Consider the following 20,639-nt stretch of genomic DNA (forward strand, 5'->3'; position numbering starts at 1 on the left):
ATCAATAATTTTTATCTAACCATTTTTTGATTTCAGATATGGTTTTATATTTATAATAGACTTTCCCTTCTGCAATTCCTTCAAAACCCTCTGCATTACTACCTAATATATTTGTTATATTTTTCAGATTTAATATCTTATTTTCACTAATTTGATATAGCTTAACTTGATAAATCTTCCCTTCTATTTGTGGAGTACAACAGTAATATGCTGAATTAATAGTAATCAATATTGGAGGTTTTCTTTTGTTGGGTTTGTATATGCTGACAGCTAAAAGTCTAGGACTTTCTTTAGCTGCAAAATCAGAGTAATTATCAACAAATATCTTCTTATCTTTATCTCCTAAATAACCTTTAAGATATAAACCTTCTGAAGATTCACATATATAGTTATAGAATTTATAATCATTTTTCTTGAATATGTTTAAGTTTACTTGTTGGTCAATATTACATTGATCCTTTGCAAATAAATTTTGAGAATATATTAGAAATGATATGATAAACACAATAACATTAAAATATTTTTTAATTTTAAATAAACTCATTATTCGCTTCGAATTTCTATTTTATAATAATAGCAATATCATATTTTAAGCTGATATTACTATTATCAAATGCAATCAAAATTTTAACAACGGACAATTACTCTTCATCATTATGACAATCATTTTTCTTATTTTTTATATTCATATCAGTTGTATAATTAATTCCAAAATTTAAATTTATTAAATCTTCTTTTCTAAAAATTTTCGGAGCTATATTCCAAACATTTTTACCGTGAGTAACAATTGCTAAATTAAATTCCGGAACTTTATTATTATTCGTATCAATTTGATATTCCACAGAAAATCTGTCTTTTTTCTTACCAACAATATTATATATACGTGGCTCCTTTAACCCTTGATCACAAGCTTTATATATATAAATTTTGTTTTTTAAAATTTTAATTGTACTTTCACTACAATAACATCCACCTGTTTCTAACTCTTTCACAATACCATTTGTGTATTTAAATGGTTTTATTAGATTTCCCTCTAAACTATCAAGGTCCAAATATGACTTTTTCAAATCTTTTATTTTAGAATTATTAAAATCACTTAAACATTTATAGTTTTCACTACTTGCTTCTTTCCCATTAAATTTACATTTTAAATTTCTATTTTTCAACCAAGAGCGTTGAGTATCTACCAGATACTTAACTTCATTATTATTATCACTGATATAGCTTTTTATATCTGAATATATACTATTTAGATCATGCTCACTATTACTATATATTGTTTTCTCGTCTAACCGTTGTGGTTTATAATCTGCAGCATTTGAATAGATACTCAAACTAGAGACTAATAAAATATTAGAAAACTTAGTGAAACTATTTCTCACTATATATACCTTCAATAAAAATCAAAATTCAGACAAGTTTCTATTTTATAAAAAATTTACAACAACATCAAAAATATATTAAAGTTTCTTGTTTTACCCAACCATAATTTATATATTACACTAGTATACACTAAATAGAAATAAATATTATTGCTGCAAAATCTTAATCAAATTAGTATTATTATCGTATTTTATATTCTTAATAATCTTACATTTTCCTTTATTTTCTATCAAAAAATCAATAAACTCACCATGTGTAGGCGTATTAAATTTAACAGTAACAATATTATCTGTAGCTTGTAGTATACTAAATTTACCTATATCATCTTGTGCATTACTTAAAATATTAAAATCTATATTGCATACACCATTTAAATTACTTCTACAAGCATAATCTTTTACTAACATATTTGTTAATTGATTAGAAAAAAACCTAGAAATAGTTTTTCTATCAGCACTCTCAATAATTTTATTTCCATCCACAGGATAGTTTTTATATAAGTTTGTGATTAAACTTTTTGAGTCTTCAAAACATTTATCATCGTTACTTGCATTTGTAACACTACATAAAATAGATAGAAAAATAAATGTAAATAATTTGTATTTCATAAATTACACCTAAGCTGGTGCTTTATTTTATAAGAAAACTTACAAAAAAACATCATAACAATATTTTTATTTAACTCATCTATAATTATATTTTGCATATATTTTTAGAATTACACATTTTATCTTATACTTTTATTAAAACTCACATAAAGTAATATTTTTTAGCTTAAAGTATTTTTAAATTCAGTGCCACCTAATTTTTCTAAAAAAATTTCTTGCTAGTTTTTTCCTCATGTACATGATTATGTACAAGAAGATATTCAAACTCATAATTGATGAATGGAACTATACACTCAAAGATTTGGAAGGGATTTTAGAGGCGTAAAGAAGCCCAACTTTTGTTGGGCTCCTTTAATAAATTAGCTTTTGTAGAAGAAAGAAAATATTTTAAATTTCAACCTTCCAAGCTTTATTAGCAACTACTTTTCCATTTTTTACTTTTAAAACAATATTGTAAGCTGCTGCACCACCATTATTAAAAGTATTTAAAATATAAATATTATTATTTAAATAATATATTTTAAAATCAGCAAGCTCGTTCTTGTCACCATCTATACCATTTTTAGGAAAAAAGTATTGCTCTATATCATTTTTACCAATTTCTATTTTCTTATCTTTATCCTTAATTATGATTTTATCAAGTTGTAAAAAATCATTATTAGGTAAACTACCATCAGTACCAAAGAATTGTTTATTATTGAAATACTTATATTCACCTTTAAAAGTTTTATAAAGTTTAGGATCTAAAATAGCTTTTTTTGCATACACTTCTACTATTATATTTTTATCACTATAGACAACCTTTTCTCTAGAATATTGAGATAGCTTAATAGAAGTGTAACCACTAAAATTATTTATTCTATTTTTATAGACAAATCCAGTTACACCATTGCTTGCATTAACTAAACAAAAATTATTTGTCCCTTCATCCATCACACAAGAAACAATTTCATTATTATTTAATTTGGTCGTAACTTTAGAATTTAAACTTGAATTTCCTCGTACATTAACGTATCCATCCTTATCTTGAATAAAACCAAAGTCAGCGTATGAAGATACTATAGGACCAGTCATTAGAAAAGTAAAAATTATAAACTTAAGTTGTTTCTTCATTTAGGATAAGTTCCTTTACTATCTCGAATATATTTGATCTTTATTTTAGGATATTGCTTTTTAAATTCTGTAATTTTTTTTGCCAAATTTTCAACATCTATATTTTGTGCTCTTGTGCAACCCATAGTGACTCTCCAACCTTGTTTCTCAGCATATGGATCACTTAAACCACTTCCCCCGCCATGTACCCATCTTGCACGGCTATCTGTGGTCATAATTTTTGTAGTTCCATAGGCAGCTCCCAACTTACTATTTCGCTTTCCTCCAGCAATATATGTATAGAAACCACTAAAAGGGCCATCTGCATTTTTTTTAGATTTACTTGATACTCTACTACCAGTTTTAAAACTGTATAATTTATTACCTAAGTGATCATAAAAAACTGTATAACCGACCTTTGGTGCATCATGTGGTCCATATTCAGTATCTTGAAATGTATAAATAACAGCCATGCCATCTGTTACATCTACTTTTACAGTCTTATTATTCCCGTTTGATTGCGTTTTATTTTGTTCTATAACAGGTTTAGTTTGTTTTTTTGGCTTTACAGCTTCAGCACTTACCGGTGTTCTCAACTCTATTAAATTTGATTTACTTTTACTAGTTGTATTACTAGAACTGCCTTTAGGCTTAGCTGTATGATTTTTGGAAAATGTTATTAAATCTAAATTTATATTATCTAATCCTAAAGAACCAAAAATATCCTTTAAAGCACTATTAGATGGTTTATGTCTTAGGAATTTATGTACTCTAAGTTCTTGTCCAATGGCTATTCTATTAATATTTTTTAAATTATTATCTTTGGCAAGCTGCTCAACAGTAGTACCATTTCTTTTTGCAATACTTTCTAAAGTATCTCCTTGCTTTACTATATATTTTACATCAGATTTTACTTTAAGTTGTTGCCCAATAGATATTTTATTTTTATCTTTTAAATTATTATCCTTGGCAAGCTGCTCGACACTAGTACCATTTCTTTTTGCAATCTTTTCTAGAGTATCGCCCTTTTTAACTACATAATTGCCAGCTGATTTTGTATTAATTAAATTCTTAAAATTATCAGGTAATAAAAGAGTAATAATCTCATCTCCAATTCTCGAATGAACTGGAGATGACTCACCATTGGAATTGGTTTTTCCAAATACTACATTTACCTCTTTCTTTTCATTTCTATTCATTGACAAATGCGTAGGTTTTTTTCTATCAGAGCTTTTAACTGTAGCTATAACATAATTTTTATTTTCAATTGCTTTACCCTCATGATCAGTAAGTTTTAACTTTGTTTCAACTTTTTGTTTTAATAAAGTCGTTAATAAAAGTAAATTTTTCTTAAAAACTCTCTCATAAGTATCTACAGCATCTTTTCGCCATTTAAATCTCAATGCTCGTTCTTTTCCTCGGTCATCTTCATAATAACCAGGACCATCATGATGAAGCATATAAATCAATTGCCAATATTTATCATCATCAGGTTTAAAACCCCATTTTAGGGCTAAATTTTTATTAAATAAAAAAGCGACTAAAACACCATGACAACCTATATTTGCATCAAAGACATTTGTTCCGCTCATGTCTATTTCAAAACCTAGTATTGATTTTGATCTTGATTTAAAAGCATCTGCTGTTGATCTTGTATATTGAGCAAGACCTGATGCACTTGTGGTTCCAGCGGCCGCATCTGGATTGAAACCAGATTCAGCTAAACAAATTAATAGTGTATAAGCTATTTCTTGGTATTCTAAATTGAATCTAGAACATAAAGAAATAATTGTATCAACGATAATTTTGAAGGTTTCCTCATCTACATCACCAATGATTCTAGAATTACCTTTTAACTTTTTCCCTGTAGGTATAGGTAAATTTACTAATGAGGCGTCAATTATTTGCTCCTTAGTATATGCATATCCCTTTTTTGGCTTTAGTAATTGATAAATATCACCCATTATTCATTCCCATAAACTGCATTAGCTGAAATTGCTTTTCCTTTTTTACTATTTTTTAGTATTTCCTTATTTCCATTTTTAATTATATTACCTTTAAGATCTAATAGCACTGGGTTATCCCACAATGATCCTTTACTATGATCCATCATATTTATATTATTAGAAGTTGCTTGATTTAATAAAAGAAAAGAACTTTGATTATTTTCAATACATGCAAAACTAACTAAGCTCCACTTTCCTTCTTCAAGATTTCCTGAAAAATCATATCCTTGTTTTTTTAATAATTGTTTTTGGCTTTCTGCCATTACTGGTATATTTATTTCTTTCTTATTATTTATATTAATTACACTACTTTTACACTCTCTGACAATACCACCACTACCTCTATCTTCAAGCCCTTTTTCAGGATCATAACAATAAGAGATTACTTTAATATTAGCTTCACCACATTTTAAATTTTGAGATTCATATTTCTCATATATAGGAGCACTTTGAGCTACTGTAGCACAACCACTTATATTAAAAATAAAAACCATCGATAAACTAATATATATTTTATTCATTTTCATCAACCTCTTTATCAAAATTTACTGGTATTTCTAAGTCATCAATTGTTTCATATTCATATGTAGATTTTGGTTGATACCAGATATCTTGATGTAGATCCTCAATAATTTCTAATTTTAATTTTTGATTATCTTCGCCAGAATATCCAGTAACTGTACTACCATTTTCATCTGTAAATCCTAGAATTTCTTTTCCACTTGGTAGAGTCATCTTATATTTTTGACCACTTATAGGATTATTATTTTTATCCTTAACATTAAAATTACCATAATACATACTCGGTAAATTTGGAAAAGAATAATTTACAATAGCACCTGCATCAAATTTATGCTGACCTGCTTTAGCATGAAATAATCTAGGTGTATTAATAAAAAACTCCTTTATCTGAAATTGTTAATTGACTACCACCAGCATTTAGTACAATTTCTTTCTGTCCAATTATTTCAATCTTATCTTCAACAGAGAGAATTTTAATATTTTTTCTTGAGAGCATTTCAATACCGTCTGTTTGCGCTTGTACTTTGATTGGTCCTTTAGCAGCAAACGCACTTAAACCCTTTTGCGCGGCAAACAAACTAATTTTGTCTTGTGCATGCCCAATAATATTTTTCTGTGCACTCAAATTAATTGAGCCGCTGGCACTTTCAGCAATATCTTGCGAAGCTTGTAAAATAATATTTTCAGGCGTCGTCAAAGCAATGCCATTTGGCGATGCTAATAACATAAGCGCTTGTCTAAAGATTTTTCCTTGTTCTTGCTGTTTAGTATCGGAACTGCTTTCTAAACCTTGGGTATAACCCTCCATAAAGCCTTGTAAAGAACTCAATGCTTTAGAAGGTGATACTTCCAATTTACTGCCTTTACTAAAAGTTCCACATACACTCATCATGTCAAAGTCTTTAGTCTCGACATTGGCTAAGACTTTTCCGACCTCTTTAATACTCTCAAATGGATTTTTATGAATGCGATCTTTAATGCTTGCAAGCTTACCTTTAACGATATCGGCACCATGTTCTTCAACGTTTTCGATGAACGCTTTTAAGTTTTCCACTGCATCTTTGGCATCGGTAAAGAAAGCATTAAATTCATCTACAACGCCTTTTGCATTTCCACCTAGTGCACCAATGTCTTGAATAAAGCCGCCACAGTCTTTTAAAGCGTGGATAGGATCGTTATTAATCCCTTCTTTAAATAGATTCACCGTACTATTTAATGCCTGACCTGTGGTTTTTAGCTCAAGCGACTGGATGAATTTAGGTAAGCGATTAATCACATTCAAAGCATCAGTTTGTTGCTTGGCTGCAACTTCACTGAGCATTTTCATGCTTTCATAGCCTTGTGAAAGTAAAGATTGTGCTTGTGCAGCCTCTAAATGGTCAGCAATCGCCTGCTCTTGTGCATAGGTACTAATCAGCATGCCTTTACCCGCACGCACAGCTCCCCAAGCATCTGTTCTCAGCTCAAAGCCTTCACCACGGCCTTGGCTCGTCTCTTGTTCTTTCGGATGGCTTAAATTACCCAAATTCAGCTGTGTTGCCGCATGACTACTTTGGAGTTGGGTACTAATTTGTCCAGTTGTGTCATCAAAGCGTAATTGGTTGAAGCCACTTCCATTGATTTCTTGGCTGCGAATCCCGCTCAGTTTTTTAGTTGCAGGAAGCTGTCCTTTTATATCGAACTTGGTTGGTGAGCGCTGTGCTTCATGGATGCGCCCAGTCACAAATGGACGGTCAATATTGCCATCAAAGAAGTCAATGACAACCACTTCACCAATACGTGGCAAGAAACGTGCGCCATAGCCTTCTCCTGCCCAAGGAGTCAGCACATCCACCCAAGCCGAGTCGGTATCGTTATCATTGCTCCCTGCACCACCGTCATGGCCATGATCATCACTACGGGTAAATAGAAAACGTACTTTAATGCGCCCCCATTCATCGACATGAATGGTTTCTCCTTGTGGCCCCACGACTTTCGCTCTTTGTGGGTAGGCAATGGGGCGGTGCTGTTCTGGATTATATTCAGGTGCAGTTTTGATTTGACGGCGTATTAGAGTCAGTTCATTACCTTGACGCTCTATATCATCATAACCATGTTGATCCCAACGACTTTGGGTTAATAACTGGCTAACCTGCTGATGTAAATCTTTAGGCAAGTTATTTTGGTTATAGAAGTTTTTAGCAATGATCAAGAACTCTTGATCTGCCCCTTGATGCTGATCAATTTCAGGGTGCTCGCGTAGATTAAACCAATAACCGACTTGGCTATCGCGGACACTACTATAAGCTTTAAAGTATTTAGCCCGACTCGCATGCATGTCGGTGAAGTGCTGATTTAGTTTTTCTAACTGACTACTACCCGAAGCGGTTGCCTGATCTTCTCCTTTTAAATCTTGCATCCAAGCGGGGCTTACGTGCCATGCTTGCTCAAGACTTAAAGTGGCTGAGTCGAAGTTATCCGAATGTGTATGCGTGGTAACAACCGAACCATTACCCTCTTCTTGTGCAAGGGCATCGGGTTGCCAGCGCTGCACATGTACCGCTGTCGGTTGCAAACTTCGCACTGCAACAAAACCAGTAATACTATCTTGATATTCGGTTGCGCTACTTCTGTGATAGCGAATACTACGACGCTCTAAAGCCTGATACTGGCTATTGTCATCAATGAGTCTTAGTTTTTGAGCTTGTATGGGCGCAGTAAAATGCGGAACAAAAAGTTCTGACTCATCAATGAGCCAACTAATGCCTTCACTTCGCCATAAGCGCGTAAGAAAGTCATAGTCAGACTCATTGTGCTGCATGGTGAAAGGTCGAATATCATAGTTTTGACTTAACCCACCCAAGTCTAGACTTAAACTCGCAGCAAACAGTGGACTTTTTTCTTGCCACTCTTTAAATAGAACTTCGGTAATTTCTACGATACTTTTATTCATGAAAACACGACTATTACGGCGTTTGTGCCATAAATTTGTCGCATCTTCTATAGTCAGCTTATAAAGCGTTAGGGCGCCATCACTTTGTCCATAACTGGCTTCAGTCACAATACCTGTTGTTCGGAACAATTGTCCCGAATCTGTGACCTGATCAACAGCGACTTGAACACCAATAAATTGCTTCAATGCAATTTGGGCATTGGTTGAAAGGCAAATCAACTCTGCCATTAGGCCACCATTCAGCTGATGTTGGCCTTCTATACGTTGTAAGAATATTTGGTTATTGAGTAGTTCATTAGAGAACTGTACATGGATAGCACGTTTCTGAGCATTTAGCCCTATTTTTTCCAAGACACTAAATATATTAAAAAGCATTTTTTATAATCGTAAGGATATATAAACGGGTGCACTTTATAAAAAACAGAACTATCTGTCTATAAAATTATGCGTTATTTTTATCAATTTTTCTTATATTCTCACTTATTCTAAAGTGATTAAAAAAAGCCCAACTTGAGTTGGGCTTTTTTTAATCATATTAAACTTAGTTTTTAGCCGTCTTAAATACTGGATAAAAACGGAATAATTGCCATAAACAAACCAGTAATAGCAAAACAAAATACACTAATGACCAAACTGGCAAAGACTGACCTAAAAAGGTCCAATCAATAGCAGCACATTCACCTGAACCAGAAAGCACTTCTTGTAAAACAGCTTTCATCGGTAAAGCATCAATCAGGTAATTTAAACCCGGTCCACAGCTTGGTACTTGGTCTGGTGGTAAATGTTGTATCCAGACATGACGGCCTGCCACGCCGACTGACCATAAAATCGCAATGCCTGCTAAAAATGCGTAGAAGCGTTTAACTGCATTGGAAACTGGGTTATGCAAAAATGCAATGAGCGCCACAAAACCCATTGCCATTAAGCCAACACGTTGAAAAATACAGAGCGGACATGGCTCTAAACCTTTTACATGTTCCAAATATAACGCAAAAGACATGCCGACAATGCTTGCCAGTACAAGCAGTCCACTCACCAAACGGTAACTTAATCGCATGTAAAACCTCGTTTTTATCTATATTGTTCAAGATATTGATCAAAACTGATCTGACTATCTTGCTCAAGTTGTTCTTGCTGCTGTAAAGATTGTGCAGCCAATTGTTCAAAATATTGTAAAGTCTCTGCACTGATTTCATGCTTTTCATAACTTTCAGCATGCATCTGTGCCATATGACTGCCAAAGCTCCAGGTTCCACCATGCTTTAACGTGTCATCAATCACATGCGCAGATAATGTTTCATCTACTTCATCAATGCGTTCTTTCATTACGGTCAAAGCCGAGCTGTACAGAGTTGTTGCATAGGTCTGATCAAGTAATTTGGCACAAGCCTGCATGTTCGAAATATGCTGACGTGCCCAGTCCTCAATATGGTAAGACCCGTTTAAATCAGTAATGGTTGCGTTTGGCGCTCGACCACGGTTAACCACTTCTGTCTGGTTCTTCTCAATCAAATCTTGCTCAGGACACAACAACTCAGGGCTATCACTGAGTAAGCAATAAAGCGCCAATGCCTCAAGGAAACCAGCCGTTGTTTCATTTACACCAATTGGTGAATATGGATTTACATCTACTGCACGGAGTTCAACATAACCCACGCCTCGATTTTGCAAGGCTTGAGATGGTGTTTCACCTGCGTGAGGTACCTGTTTTGGACGCACGAGACTGTAATATTCATTCTCGATTTGTAAAACATGGTCATTAATTTGCAACGGTTCACCAGAGGCATCATTTAACCCTAAACGGCTAAATGGCGGGTAAGGAGAATGTACTGCTTTTTGTAAACCAGCCAGATAACCAGATAGGTTGTTGTAGTGAATACCTAAACTTTTTTGTGCTGAGTTTTGGTAGCCTAAACGTCCCATACGGAGTGCTGTAGCATACGGTAAATAGTATGACCCTTTGATTAAAGGCAGTAAATGATGTTGATGTCCGGTCAAGAAACAACGACAAACCGAAGGACTCGCCCCGACTAGAAACATTACCAGTGGCGTTAAACGAATAAAGTTACGGATAAGACCAAAATAGCGGTGGCTACGATAATCTTGCAGACTGAGTGATTTTAATTTTTCGTCAGTTTCATGTGCCTGCAAAGCAGAAAAAAGAGAATCTGGAAAAGATAAATTATAGTGTACCCCCGAAATCGTCTGCATACGGCGACCATAACGAATACCCAAACCACGGCGATAAAGCGTTTTAAAGCGACCAATATTAGAAGTACCGTATTGAGCTAAACGAATACGCTCTTCGTTGTCATCTAGCATACATGGCATAGACAACGGCCAGAGCTTTTCACCATTTTCTAAATGACGGTGTACAACCGCATGAATATCGGTGAGTTCATGCAAGGCATCACCAATCGTTGGCTGTGGTGAAGTAATAAACTCCATCAACGCTTCTGAATAGTCAGTCGTAATTTTTGGATGTGTTAAAGCTGAACCTAATGCCTTTGGATGTAACTCTTGTGATAAGAACCCATTACTTTGCATACGTAGGCTTTCACGTTCTATTCCACGTAACATGCCTTGTAGTAGCGACGAATCCACCCAAGCAGGAATAACTGATTGAGATGGTGTAGTGGGTTGACTCATGCATTTGCTCGCTTATAAAAGATCACTATATACAAAATCGTGACATGATATGGATGTTGATATGATCACATCATTTCAGTTTGGCAATTTTTATCACAATCTTGTTATTTAAGACACGAAAGAATTGTGATTTTATTGAAGAATAATTGCTAAAGAGTTGTCAATATCATGAACGATCAAGACATTTTAAACTTCTGGTTTTCACCTGAACACCGTTCACTTTGGTTTGCAAAAAGTGATGATTTTGACAAAAAAATCCGTGATCAATTTGCAGACATTCATCGTCAGGCAACTCAAGCAGAACTTTGGTCTTGGCGAAAAACAGCAGAAGGTCGTCTTGCAGAGATTATTGTGCTAGATCAGTTTTCTCGCAACATTTATCGTGATCAACCTGAATCTTTTGCTTATGACAGCCTCGCTTTAGCTTTGTCACAAGAAGCAATTAGCTTGCAACTCGATGCACAGCTTAATCCTGACCAACGCTCATTTTTATATATGCCATTTATGCATAGTGAATCAAAATTGATCCATGAGTTTGCTTTAAAATTATTTCAACGCCTCGGCAATGAAATTAATTTAAGCTTTGAGAAAAAGCATAAAGTGATTATTGATCGCTTTGGACGTTATCCTCATCGCAATGCCATCCTCGGACGTGTTTCAACACCAGAGGAAACCGAATTTTTATTAGAACCGAACAGCAGTTTTTAAGACTGCTCTATTTTTTAATGCTGAGTTATCCATTCTTCCATGCTCAGCTGGGAGTTCACCATGAAATATCTCTCTCTTTGTTTAGCTTTAGGCACTGCCTTAACTCTAGGTGCTTGTTCTACCATACCTAGCAAACCAAAAACTTTCGATCAACTTGGCCAGTTTTCAGCCTATCCGTTAAATGCACAAACGTTCCGAATCAGCTTCCAAGCTGACTCAAACATGAGCTATGGAACAGCTGAAGAAATTACATTGGTGAAATCAGCACAAACGACTGTACAAAAAGGCTTCCGCTTTTTTAAAGTACAAAATGACCCAAGTAATCAAAGCCAAAAACCACCTCGTCAGGCTGTGGTTTACCCAGCTGCGCTAAGCTTTTATCCGTATGGTTATGGGCGTCGTTATCCGGGTTTCTGGCATGATCCATTCTATGATTTCCCACAAGTGGTCAATATCGACCCTGTTCAAGTGTCGTATACTATTGAATGTTATCGGGATCAAAAGCAGGCTCCGCAGGACGCTTTTGATGCAACATTAATCCTCAAATCTATCGGACAAAAATATGGCTTAAGTCCGACAGGAGAGTTGTTGCCACCGCCTGAGCCGCCAGTAAAACAAAAATGAATAGGATGACCGTATGAATATGGCAGAAGAAGTACACCATGCACCCAATCTGAAGCGCAGCAAATACTTTGCGACGATGGCGCTGGTTATTGTTGTAGTGTTGTGGATTGGCTTATTGGTTGCCAATCGCTTTTTGCCAGAGTACACAAACTTAATTCATATTTTAATGTTAGGTGCGGAAGCTGGCGTAGTCGGTGGACTTGCAGACTGGTATGCCATTACCGTTCTGTTTCGAAACCCATTTGGTAAGCTTCCTATCCCTAAATTTTTGCGCGATCATACCGAAATTATTCCGCGCAATAAGGCTCGTATTGCAGAGTCAATGGGCCGATTTGTGCAGGAAAACTTCCTGTCACCTCAAGTGGTTGAACGAAGCTTAGAAAAAACTGACCTAAGCCTCGCCATTGGACAATGGCTAGCAAGCCCACAAAACAACACACAAGTGGTACAGCTCATTCAACAAACGGTACCGAAAATTTTTGAGTTTGTGAGCCAAGAGCAAATTGCCAATTTTGTGCAAAACAACAGCGTGCAATGGGTACGCAATACGCAAGTCAATAAACTTGCCAGCGAAATGTTACGTGCAGTCTTGGAAAATGACTTCCACCAAGACGTATTGCAGCGTGGTCTCGATATCGCGCATGAGTGGGTCGTACAGAACCCTGATAAAACTCGTGAATTGACCCGAAAAATGTTTAAAGCGCTGGGAGTCTGGTCACTGGCAAAGGGTGCAAGCTGGATTGGTATTGATGTTCAGCAGCGCACCATCGACTCATTGATTGAAAAAGTAGAATCAATGCTAGCTGACCCTGAACACCCATGGCGGCAAGAAATTGAAACTGTTGCTCACTCTCTCATGCTTGAGCTGGCAAAACCAGATAGTGTTGCGAGCCAACGTCTAAATAGCGGTAAAGATGCACTGTTAGATAGTCCACAAGTTCTAAATTTCATTAGTGGTGCTGTCACAATTTTATGTGATGCCATTAAAGAAGATTTAATGAAAGAAGACTCTGGCATTGCAATGAACCTGAGAGCTGCCATTCAGCAATTGGGTGAAAACCTTGTTCAAAATACCAAAGTACGTGAAGTTCTCAACAAAGAAATGACAGGGCTTGCACTGACTTTTACCGATCAATATAGCCATAAAATCATACGCTATGTGAGTGAACGCATTCATGAATGGGACTCACGTGAAATGATTGGAAAAATTGAAAATGAAGTCGGTGGCGACTTACACATGATTCGCGTAAACGGCGTTGTAGTTGGCGCATTTATCGGTTTAACTCTAGGTGTAATCCGCGCAGCAATTGAATCGATTTTATAACCCTAATCATTTCTTTAAGAGAACAACATGCTACAGCTTCAGTCAAAATTGCCCGCACAAGGGGTCACTATTTTTAGTACCATGACGGCAATGGCACAGCGTTTGGGTGCACTTAATCTTTCACAAGGTTTCCCTGACTTTCCTGCACCTCCTGCTTTGCTCGAAGCCCTCTCACAGGCAACTTTGGCTGGGCACAATCAATATCCACCAGGTGATGGCATTCTCGCTCTGCGTGAACAGCTTGCTTTACAGTTTCAACAGCGCGACCAACTTCAACTTGATCCTGTCACACAAATCACGATTACACCTGGCGCGACCATCGCTATTTTCTGTGCTATACAAGCCTGCATCAATGCAGGTGATGAAGTCATTATTTTTGACCCGAGTTATGACAGCTACAGCCCTTCTGTTCAACTAGCAGGTGGCAAAGCTGTTCATATTGCTCTGCAAGCACCTGACTTTAAGGTTGACTGGCAGCAAGTTAAAGATCTGGTCAATGACAAAACCCGTATGATTGTGGTGAACACGCCCCACAATCCAACTGGCACCATATGGGAAAAACAGGACTGGTTAGAGCTTATTGAACTGATTCGAGATAAAAATATTGTGGTTTTATCTGATGAAGTGTATGAACACTTAGTTTTTGACGGTCAGCAACACTTTAGTGCGTTGCATTTTCCAGAGCTTAGAGAACGTAGTTTTGTGATTGGTTCTTTTGGGAAAACCTTTCATGTGACAGGTTGGAAAACAGGTTACTGTGTGGCTTCACCTAAATTAATGGGTTTATTCCGTCAGATTTACCAATATGCGAATTTCTGTGGCACGACACCTTGTCAGATTGCCTTAGCGCAATATATGCAACAGCATCCGGAACATATTCGGGAACTTTCACAGTTTTATCAAACTAAGCGGGATCGATTTAATCACGCAATTCATAATAGCCGTTTTTTACTTAAACCGTCTCAAGGCACTTATTTCCAAAACCTTGACTACAGCCAGATTAGACCCGATTTAAACGATGTTGAAATGTGCCAGTTTCTTGCCGAGCAACATAAAATTGTGGCCATTCCAGTTTCGGTGTTTTACCAACAAGCGCCGGAGTCTTTACGCCTCATTCGTTTCTGCTTTGCTAAAAATGATGAAACATTGCAAAAAGCAGGAGAAATCTTGAATGAATGTTAATAAATTTAGAAACTTAGCATAGCAAAACACTACAAGAAATTTCCTCTAAATATGCTAAGTTGAATATCTGCCCCGCTCATCAAAGAGATGGGCGATGGAGAATACATGCCACCAAGACAGTCTTTAATTCATCAGCAAAATCTATGGAAAACATTTTTTGTTTTCTTATTGCCACTCATTGCAACCAATATTTTGCAGAACTTGTCCGGCACCATTAACACCATTTTTGTTGGCCAAATGATGGGGGTCGATGCAATTGCCGCAGTTTCTGTATATTTCCCCATTTTGTTTTTACTGCTGGCTTTTATTATCGGAATTTCAACGGGTACGACTATTTTAGTCGGGCAAGCATGGGGTGCGCAGGATATAGAAAAAGTTCAAAGTGTCGTAGGGTCTACTCTGTTTATGACCATTATTGGCGGTATCATTACCGCAATTATTGGTGTGTTTTTTGCCCATGATATTTTAGAGATTTTAGGCACCGACCCAAAGGTCATGCATCTCTCGTTGCCTTATGTGCAGTGGATGTTGGCAGGTAGTCCACTTCTCTTTGTCTATATTATCTATACCTCTATTTTACGCGGTGTAGGTGACAGTACGACACCTTTACTGGCACTTGCTTTAACTAGTGTAGTTGGCGTAATTATTACCCCTATATTGCTTAAGGGTTATTTTGGTTTTCCTGCTCTCGGTATTATTGCACCGGCTATAGCGTCTATTATTAGTTATATTGCGATTCTAATTTTTCTGGCAATTTACCTAAACAAGAAAAAGCATCCGCTTCGACCGAACCGCCAACTTTTGCAGCATATTCGTCATAACCCAGACTTAAGCAAAATCATTTTGCGCCTAGGTGTGCCAACTGGTATTCAAATGATTACCACCTCTATGGCAGGACTCGTGATTGTAGGTTTAGTCAACCGTTTTGGCGCTCATGCGACAGCTGCATATGGTGCTGTGAACCAAGTACTCAACTATATTCAGTTTCCTGCTTTATCAATCTCAATTGCAGCTTCAATTTTTGCAGCACAAGCCATTGGTGCAGGTAAATCAGACCTACTTGCACGTGTTACCCGCACGGCTCTAGGTATGAACTTTTTATTTACAGGTGCCCTAATCGCACTGGGCTATCTATTTTCAAAATATTTAATGGCTTTATTCATTACCGACCCAACTGTGGTGGTGTTAGGGCAGCAACTTTTATTTATTGTACTTTGGGCAATTTTGTTCTTTGGTGCAGGTGCCATTTTTGCATCCATCATGCGTGCCAGTGGTACCGTAACAGCCCCAATGCTATTAAACATATCGGCTATTTTATTTATTGAAATTCCATGTGCTTACTGGTTTAGCTCAATGTGGGGACTTAAAGGGATTTGGTTTGCTTATGCCTTGGCATTTGTCAGCCTCTGTATTGTTCAAGGCTTGTATTATCAGTTTATTTGGAAGAAAAAGAAGATCAAAGTTCTTATTTAGAATGCATTAAGCCTTATAAAAAAAGCCATCAAATGATGGCTTTTTTACATTAAAAGTTATTTCATTAATTTGGTCACAATGGTTGAAGCACGTTGGTACCCTGTCGGGAATAAACGCTGGAATGCGTCTAGAATTTTTGCATCACTACCAATGAGTAAACGGCGCTTATTTTTCAAAACTGCATCCAGAATTTGACGAGCCGCCTCTTCTGGTGGGGTACGCAATAGCTTGTCAAAATTTTGAATCGATTTTGTCGGATCCATACCCAAGGTGTTCAAGCTATCGCTCATTTTTGCAGCTTTCGCAATATTGGTACGGATACCACCCGGATGTACGCACAACGAGCTTACGCCACATTTTTCAATATCTAGCTCTTGGCGTAATGACTCGGTAAAACCACGCACCGCAAATTTAGTGGCATTATAGCCAGACTGAGTAGGTTGAGCAGTTAAACCAAATAAGCTAGAAATATTAATAATATGACCATCTTGAGTTTGCTTAATAAACGGTAAAAATTCTTTAGTACCGTAAACCACACCCCAGAAGTTAATTCCAACGATCCACTCTAAATCTTCATAGGTCGCGCCTTCTACAGTTGAACCTAAGGCAACCCCGGCATTGTTAAAAATGAGATTAACAGAACCATGATCTTGCACAGTTTCCTGTGCCCACTGTTTTACAGCTTCTCGGTCAGAAACATCCAGCTTTTTAGTTGTTACGCTAATGTTGCTGTAGGGTTTTAATAGCTCAACAGTTTTCTCTAAGCCCTTTTCATTAATATCACTCAAAGAAAGATGGCAGCCTTGTTTTGCCAAGAGAATTGCTAGTTGTTGCCCAATGCCAGAACCTGCGCCCGTAATTGCAGCGACTTTGTTTTTAAAATTTTTCATTGTCCATCCTTTGTTTTTCGATTTGCACAATCGGTTCATTGCATGTGCACTTTAGACTCTTTTAATATAATTTTGACAATATTCATTGTCAATATAGTACACTGTAATTTCAGATAGATTGGCACAATTCTGCTGACGGCTTTATCATAGGCCCATATTTGCCGAAAAACCGATAAATCAGGAAACCATTTTTTATGGCGACAAACGACTCAACCAGCAAAAAGAAAACAAAAACTGTGAGTAAAGAACGTCAGTTCAAAGGGTTATCTCTTACTGAGCGTAAAGAGGCACGCCGCGAAAAACTGATTGAAGCAGGTATTGCAACTTATGGAACTCTCGGCTTTTTTTCAGTGACGGTAAAAGATGTTTGCCAAGAAGCAAAACTCACCGAGCGCTATTTTTATGAATCTTTTAAAAAGAGTGAGGATTTATTCCAAACTATCTTTTTAAAAATGATTGAAGAGTTACAACAAAACTTAATGCAAGCTGTGATTAAAGCTGCGCCAGATCCAGAAAAAATGGTCGATGCGGGTTTAAGAGCACTGCTGACAACCTTAAAAGACGATCCAAGACTAGCTCGTATCATCTATGTTGATGCAGTTCTGGTTCAAGAATTACATAATCAGGCCACCATTCAGGAAACACTTGCTCAGTTTGATCGTATGATTCAAGCTTTCGTTATGCTGACCATGCCGCAAATTCAACATCATGAAAATGAGCTATCTTTAATCGCAACTGGCTTAAACGGATACGTGACACAAATTGCGATTCGCTGGGTGATGGGAGGCTTTGAGCAGTCTCTGGAGCAAGTTTTGACAGCTTGCCGTATTGTTTTCTTATCTTTATTGGCACAAGTTTCAAAATAATATTAAAGTTTTTTGACACGACTTTGACCTAAGAAACCTATAGGAAAGCAAACTGATAACACCTTGAATGATTTTAAGAAAATTTATGTTTTCCTGTCATCATTCGGTCATGTGCTTGCCGTATTTTTGTCACAAATTATTGCTAAATTCGATTTTATAGACTTTTCTGCAATGAAATTGTCATAATTAATCTTTGTAATAAGCCTGTCATAACTACAAAACGGTTCACCGTTAAAATCTACAAGGTATTACGCTGTGAAAGATGACTACATTTTAATTGTCGATGATGAGCTTCCTATTCGTGAAATGATCCATACTTCTTTGGACATGGCAGGCTTTCAATGTTTACAGGCTGAAGATGCTAAACAGGCTCATCAAATTATCGTCGACCAACGTCCGGCGCTTATCTTGCTCGATTGGATGTTACCTGGAGGGGTGAGTGGTGTCGACTTATGCCGCCGCTTAAAACGCGATGAAAATTTAGCAGAAATTCCAGTCATTATGCTCACCGCTCGCGGAGAAGAAGACCACAAAGTACAAGGTCTAGATGCCGGTGCAGACGACTATATGACTAAGCCATTTTCAACACGTGAACTAGTTTCTCGTATTAAAGCAGTTCTACGCCGTGCAAATGCATTAAGCGGTGAAAAAACAATTGATGCCAATGGTTTAATTCTTGATCCTGTAAGCCAACGTGTAAGCTTTGGCAACAGCATTTTAGATATGGGACCAACTGAATATCGCTTGCTTGCATTTTTTATGACCCATCCGGAGCGTGCATATACACGTGCACAGTTGCTCGATCAGGTATGGGGCGGTAATGTATACATCGAAGATCGTACCATCGATGTACATATTCGTCGTTTACGTAAAGTCTTAGAACCTTTTGGTGTTGACCGATTTGTTCAGACAGTACGTGGTACAGGTTATCGTTTCTCTACACGTGCAGATTTAGCCGCAGGTTAACCAAAATTTATGTATGAACCCTACCCCGTCCCTGAACAGGTACGTGAACAAAAACTTTCTCGTTACAGTAGTTTATGGACGTTCGCTAAACAAGATTTACGGCTTTTATTATTTTTCCTGATTATTGCGGGTTTAGTCGGTTTAGGGGTTGGGTATTTCTGGAGCTGTATTTTTGTCGCCTTCGTGGTGTTTTTTGCACTCCAGTTACGTTCTTTATATTTGGTCAATGATTGGATTGCCAATAATCCTTACGATGTTCCTCCCAACTTAAGTGGAATTTGGGGGGCACTATTGTTTAATGTGTATCGTGCTCAGCGTCAGGAACGTATTGTTCAAGCCGAAATGGTTGGGCTGATTGACCGTGCTCAATCCTCTTTAGTTGCCCTTGCTGAAGCCGTTGTACTCATTGATGATCAACATCAAATTGAATGGTGGAACCCTGCCGCAGAGCGTTTATTGGGGATCAGTCCACTCGACCGTGGTCGCAACTTATTAACGATTTTGCGCCAGCCTACTTTTATTGAATATTTTAACAATATTGATCAGGCACCTGACGGCATTAAGCTACATTCCAACTTTGATGATGATCGTTATGTGCAAGTCAAACTCACACGGTTTGGTGGTGAAAGCCGCTTACTTGTGGCTTATGACGTGACTCGTATGCATAACCTTGAGCAAATGCGTAAAGACTTCGTCGACAATATTTCGCATGAACTACGTACGCCATTAACTGTACTCAGTGGCTACATCGAAACATTTACCGATCAAGAAGATATTAGTCCACGCTGGAAACGTGCATTTGACCAAATGCAATCACAAACCAAACGTATGAATGCGTTAGTGAATGATTTATTGCTGTTATCGAATTTAGAAAACAACAAAAAAATTGCAAAAAATCAGATTATTGAAATGCCGAGTTTAATGAATCAACTCTTTGATGATGCTCAGGCTTACAATGCCGACTATGGACACACGCTTAATTTACATATTGATAGCCACTGTGACCTCATTGGTTCCGACATGGAAATTGCCAGTGCGTTTAGTAACTTAATTACCAATGCCATTAAGTACACACCAAAAGGTGGAACGATTACCATTGGTTGGCACGACGATGGTGAACATGCTTACTTTAGCGTACAAGATACAGGCATTGGGATTAACCCTAAACATTTGCCGCGGCTGACTGAGCGTTTTTACCGTGTAGACAGCGACCGTAGTCGTCAAACAGGTGGAACGGGTTTAGGTTTGGCGATTGTAAAACACGTGCTGATGCAACACGGCGCTTATTTAGACGTGCAATCTAAAGAAAATGAAGGGTCAACATTTACCGCAGTTTTTCCAAAAGAAAGACTATATAACATGACCTAAAATTACCCCTCATATATAAAAAGCCGACTTATGAAAAGTCGGCTTT

The 20,639-nt window shown here is 36.9% G+C and carries 18 protein-coding genes and 1 pseudogene; 8 read left to right on the top strand and 11 right to left on the bottom strand.

Annotated elements, in window-relative coordinates; translation table 11 throughout:
* Nucleotide 1 precedes the first annotated feature (1 nt).
* The 10 genes and pseudogenes from B554_RS19020 to gshA form a co-directional block, all read right to left on the bottom strand.
* Nucleotides 2-529, bottom strand: coding sequence for a hypothetical protein (locus tag B554_RS19020; protein WP_025465227.1), 528 nt, complete (start codon nt 527-529; stop codon nt 2-4).
* A gap of 112 nt (nt 530-641) precedes the next feature.
* On the bottom strand, nt 642-1,382 hold the full coding sequence (locus B554_RS0114045; RefSeq protein WP_019458551.1) for a lysozyme inhibitor LprI family protein: 741 nt from the start codon (nt 1,380-1,382) through the stop codon (nt 642-644).
* 147 nt (nt 1,383-1,529) lie between these two features.
* The gene (locus tag B554_RS0114050; protein ID WP_019458552.1) at nt 1,530-1,991 is read right to left on the bottom strand and encodes a hypothetical protein; all 462 of its coding nucleotides are present in this window, start codon (nt 1,989-1,991) and stop codon (nt 1,530-1,532) included.
* A gap of 387 nt (nt 1,992-2,378) precedes the next feature.
* Nucleotides 2,379-3,104 (bottom strand): SH3 domain-containing protein, encoded by a 726-nt coding sequence (locus B554_RS0114055; protein WP_019458553.1) that lies wholly within the window; start codon nt 3,102-3,104, stop codon nt 2,379-2,381.
* Nucleotides 3,101-5,047 carry a LysM peptidoglycan-binding domain-containing protein gene (locus tag B554_RS19255; RefSeq protein WP_019458554.1) on the bottom strand — a complete coding sequence of 649 codons (1,947 nt, stop codon included), beginning with the start codon at nt 5,045-5,047 and terminating at the stop codon, nt 3,101-3,103. Before B554_RS19255 ends, B554_RS0114055 begins: the two co-directional genes overlap by 4 nt.
* A complete protein-coding gene (locus tag B554_RS0114065) occupies nt 5,047-5,610 on the bottom strand; it encodes a hypothetical protein (RefSeq protein WP_025465228.1) in 564 nt (187 codons plus the stop codon). The genes B554_RS19255 and B554_RS0114065 overlap by 1 nt, the downstream gene beginning before the upstream one ends.
* Nucleotides 5,603-5,890 carry a hypothetical protein gene (locus B554_RS19175; RefSeq protein ID WP_019458556.1) on the bottom strand — a complete coding sequence of 96 codons (288 nt, stop codon included), beginning with the start codon at nt 5,888-5,890 and terminating at the stop codon, nt 5,603-5,605. The genes B554_RS0114065 and B554_RS19175 overlap by 8 nt, the downstream gene beginning before the upstream one ends.
* A 3-nt stretch (nt 5,891-5,893) precedes the next feature.
* Nucleotides 5,894-8,918, bottom strand: a pseudogene (locus B554_RS0114070) (type VI secretion system Vgr family protein); the annotation flags it as partial.
* Between the two features lie 166 nt (nt 8,919-9,084).
* Nucleotides 9,085-9,600 carry a disulfide bond formation protein B gene (locus B554_RS0114075; RefSeq protein ID WP_019458558.1) on the bottom strand — a complete coding sequence of 172 codons (516 nt, stop codon included), beginning with the start codon at nt 9,598-9,600 and terminating at the stop codon, nt 9,085-9,087.
* 14 nt (nt 9,601-9,614) lie between these two features.
* On the bottom strand, nt 9,615-11,192 hold the full coding sequence (gene gshA, locus B554_RS0114080; protein WP_019458559.1) for a glutamate--cysteine ligase: 1,578 nt from the start codon (nt 11,190-11,192) through the stop codon (nt 9,615-9,617).
* 168 nt (nt 11,193-11,360) lie between these two features.
* Between gshA and B554_RS0114085 the strand changes: the two genes are divergently transcribed.
* The 5 genes from B554_RS0114085 to B554_RS0114105 all read left to right on the top strand — a co-directional run bounded on the left by B554_RS0114085 (nt 11,361) and on the right by B554_RS0114105 (nt 16,503).
* Nucleotides 11,361-11,900, top strand: a complete 540-nt coding sequence (locus B554_RS0114085) for a DUF924 family protein (RefSeq protein ID WP_004704852.1) — start codon at nt 11,361-11,363, stop codon at nt 11,898-11,900.
* Between the two features lie 60 nt (nt 11,901-11,960).
* The gene (locus tag B554_RS0114090; RefSeq protein WP_019458560.1) at nt 11,961-12,524 is read left to right on the top strand and encodes a CC0125/CC1285 family lipoprotein; all 564 of its coding nucleotides are present in this window, start codon (nt 11,961-11,963) and stop codon (nt 12,522-12,524) included.
* A 13-nt stretch (nt 12,525-12,537) separates the two neighbouring features.
* Nucleotides 12,538-13,848, top strand: coding sequence for a DUF445 domain-containing protein (locus tag B554_RS0114095; protein ID WP_019458561.1), 1,311 nt, complete (start codon nt 12,538-12,540; stop codon nt 13,846-13,848).
* A 27-nt stretch (nt 13,849-13,875) separates the two neighbouring features.
* A complete protein-coding gene (locus tag B554_RS0114100) occupies nt 13,876-15,030 on the top strand; it encodes a pyridoxal phosphate-dependent aminotransferase (protein WP_019458562.1) in 1,155 nt (384 codons plus the stop codon).
* Nucleotides 15,031-15,135: 105 nt separating this feature from the next.
* The gene (locus B554_RS0114105; protein ID WP_019458563.1) at nt 15,136-16,503 is read left to right on the top strand and encodes an MATE family efflux transporter; all 1,368 of its coding nucleotides are present in this window, start codon (nt 15,136-15,138) and stop codon (nt 16,501-16,503) included.
* Between the two features lie 56 nt (nt 16,504-16,559).
* On the opposite strand, the gene B554_RS0114110 is transcribed toward B554_RS0114105, so the two are convergent.
* Nucleotides 16,560-17,393, bottom strand: a complete 834-nt coding sequence (locus tag B554_RS0114110) for an SDR family NAD(P)-dependent oxidoreductase (protein WP_004704843.1) — start codon at nt 17,391-17,393, stop codon at nt 16,560-16,562.
* A 194-nt stretch (nt 17,394-17,587) separates the two neighbouring features.
* Here B554_RS0114110 and B554_RS0114115 point away from each other — a divergent pair, with 194 nt between their 5' ends.
* The 3 genes from B554_RS0114115 (at nt 17,588) to phoR (ending at nt 20,593) form a co-directional block, all read left to right on the top strand.
* Complete coding sequence (locus B554_RS0114115; protein WP_004704841.1) at nt 17,588-18,259, top strand: TetR/AcrR family transcriptional regulator; 672 nt, start codon at nt 17,588-17,590, stop codon at nt 18,257-18,259.
* A 255-nt stretch (nt 18,260-18,514) separates the two neighbouring features.
* Complete coding sequence (phoB, locus tag B554_RS0114120; RefSeq protein WP_000650776.1) at nt 18,515-19,225, top strand: phosphate regulon transcriptional regulator PhoB; 711 nt, start codon at nt 18,515-18,517, stop codon at nt 19,223-19,225.
* 9 nt (nt 19,226-19,234) lie between these two features.
* Entirely contained in the window at nt 19,235-20,593 is a 1,359-nt protein-coding gene (phoR, locus tag B554_RS0114125) for a phosphate regulon sensor histidine kinase PhoR (RefSeq protein WP_019458564.1), read from the top strand.
* Nucleotides 20,594-20,639: the final 46 nt, after the last annotated feature.

The organism is Acinetobacter sp. GG2 (genome assembly GCF_000292385.1).
Lineage (GTDB): Bacteria > Pseudomonadota > Gammaproteobacteria > Pseudomonadales > Moraxellaceae > Acinetobacter > Acinetobacter seifertii.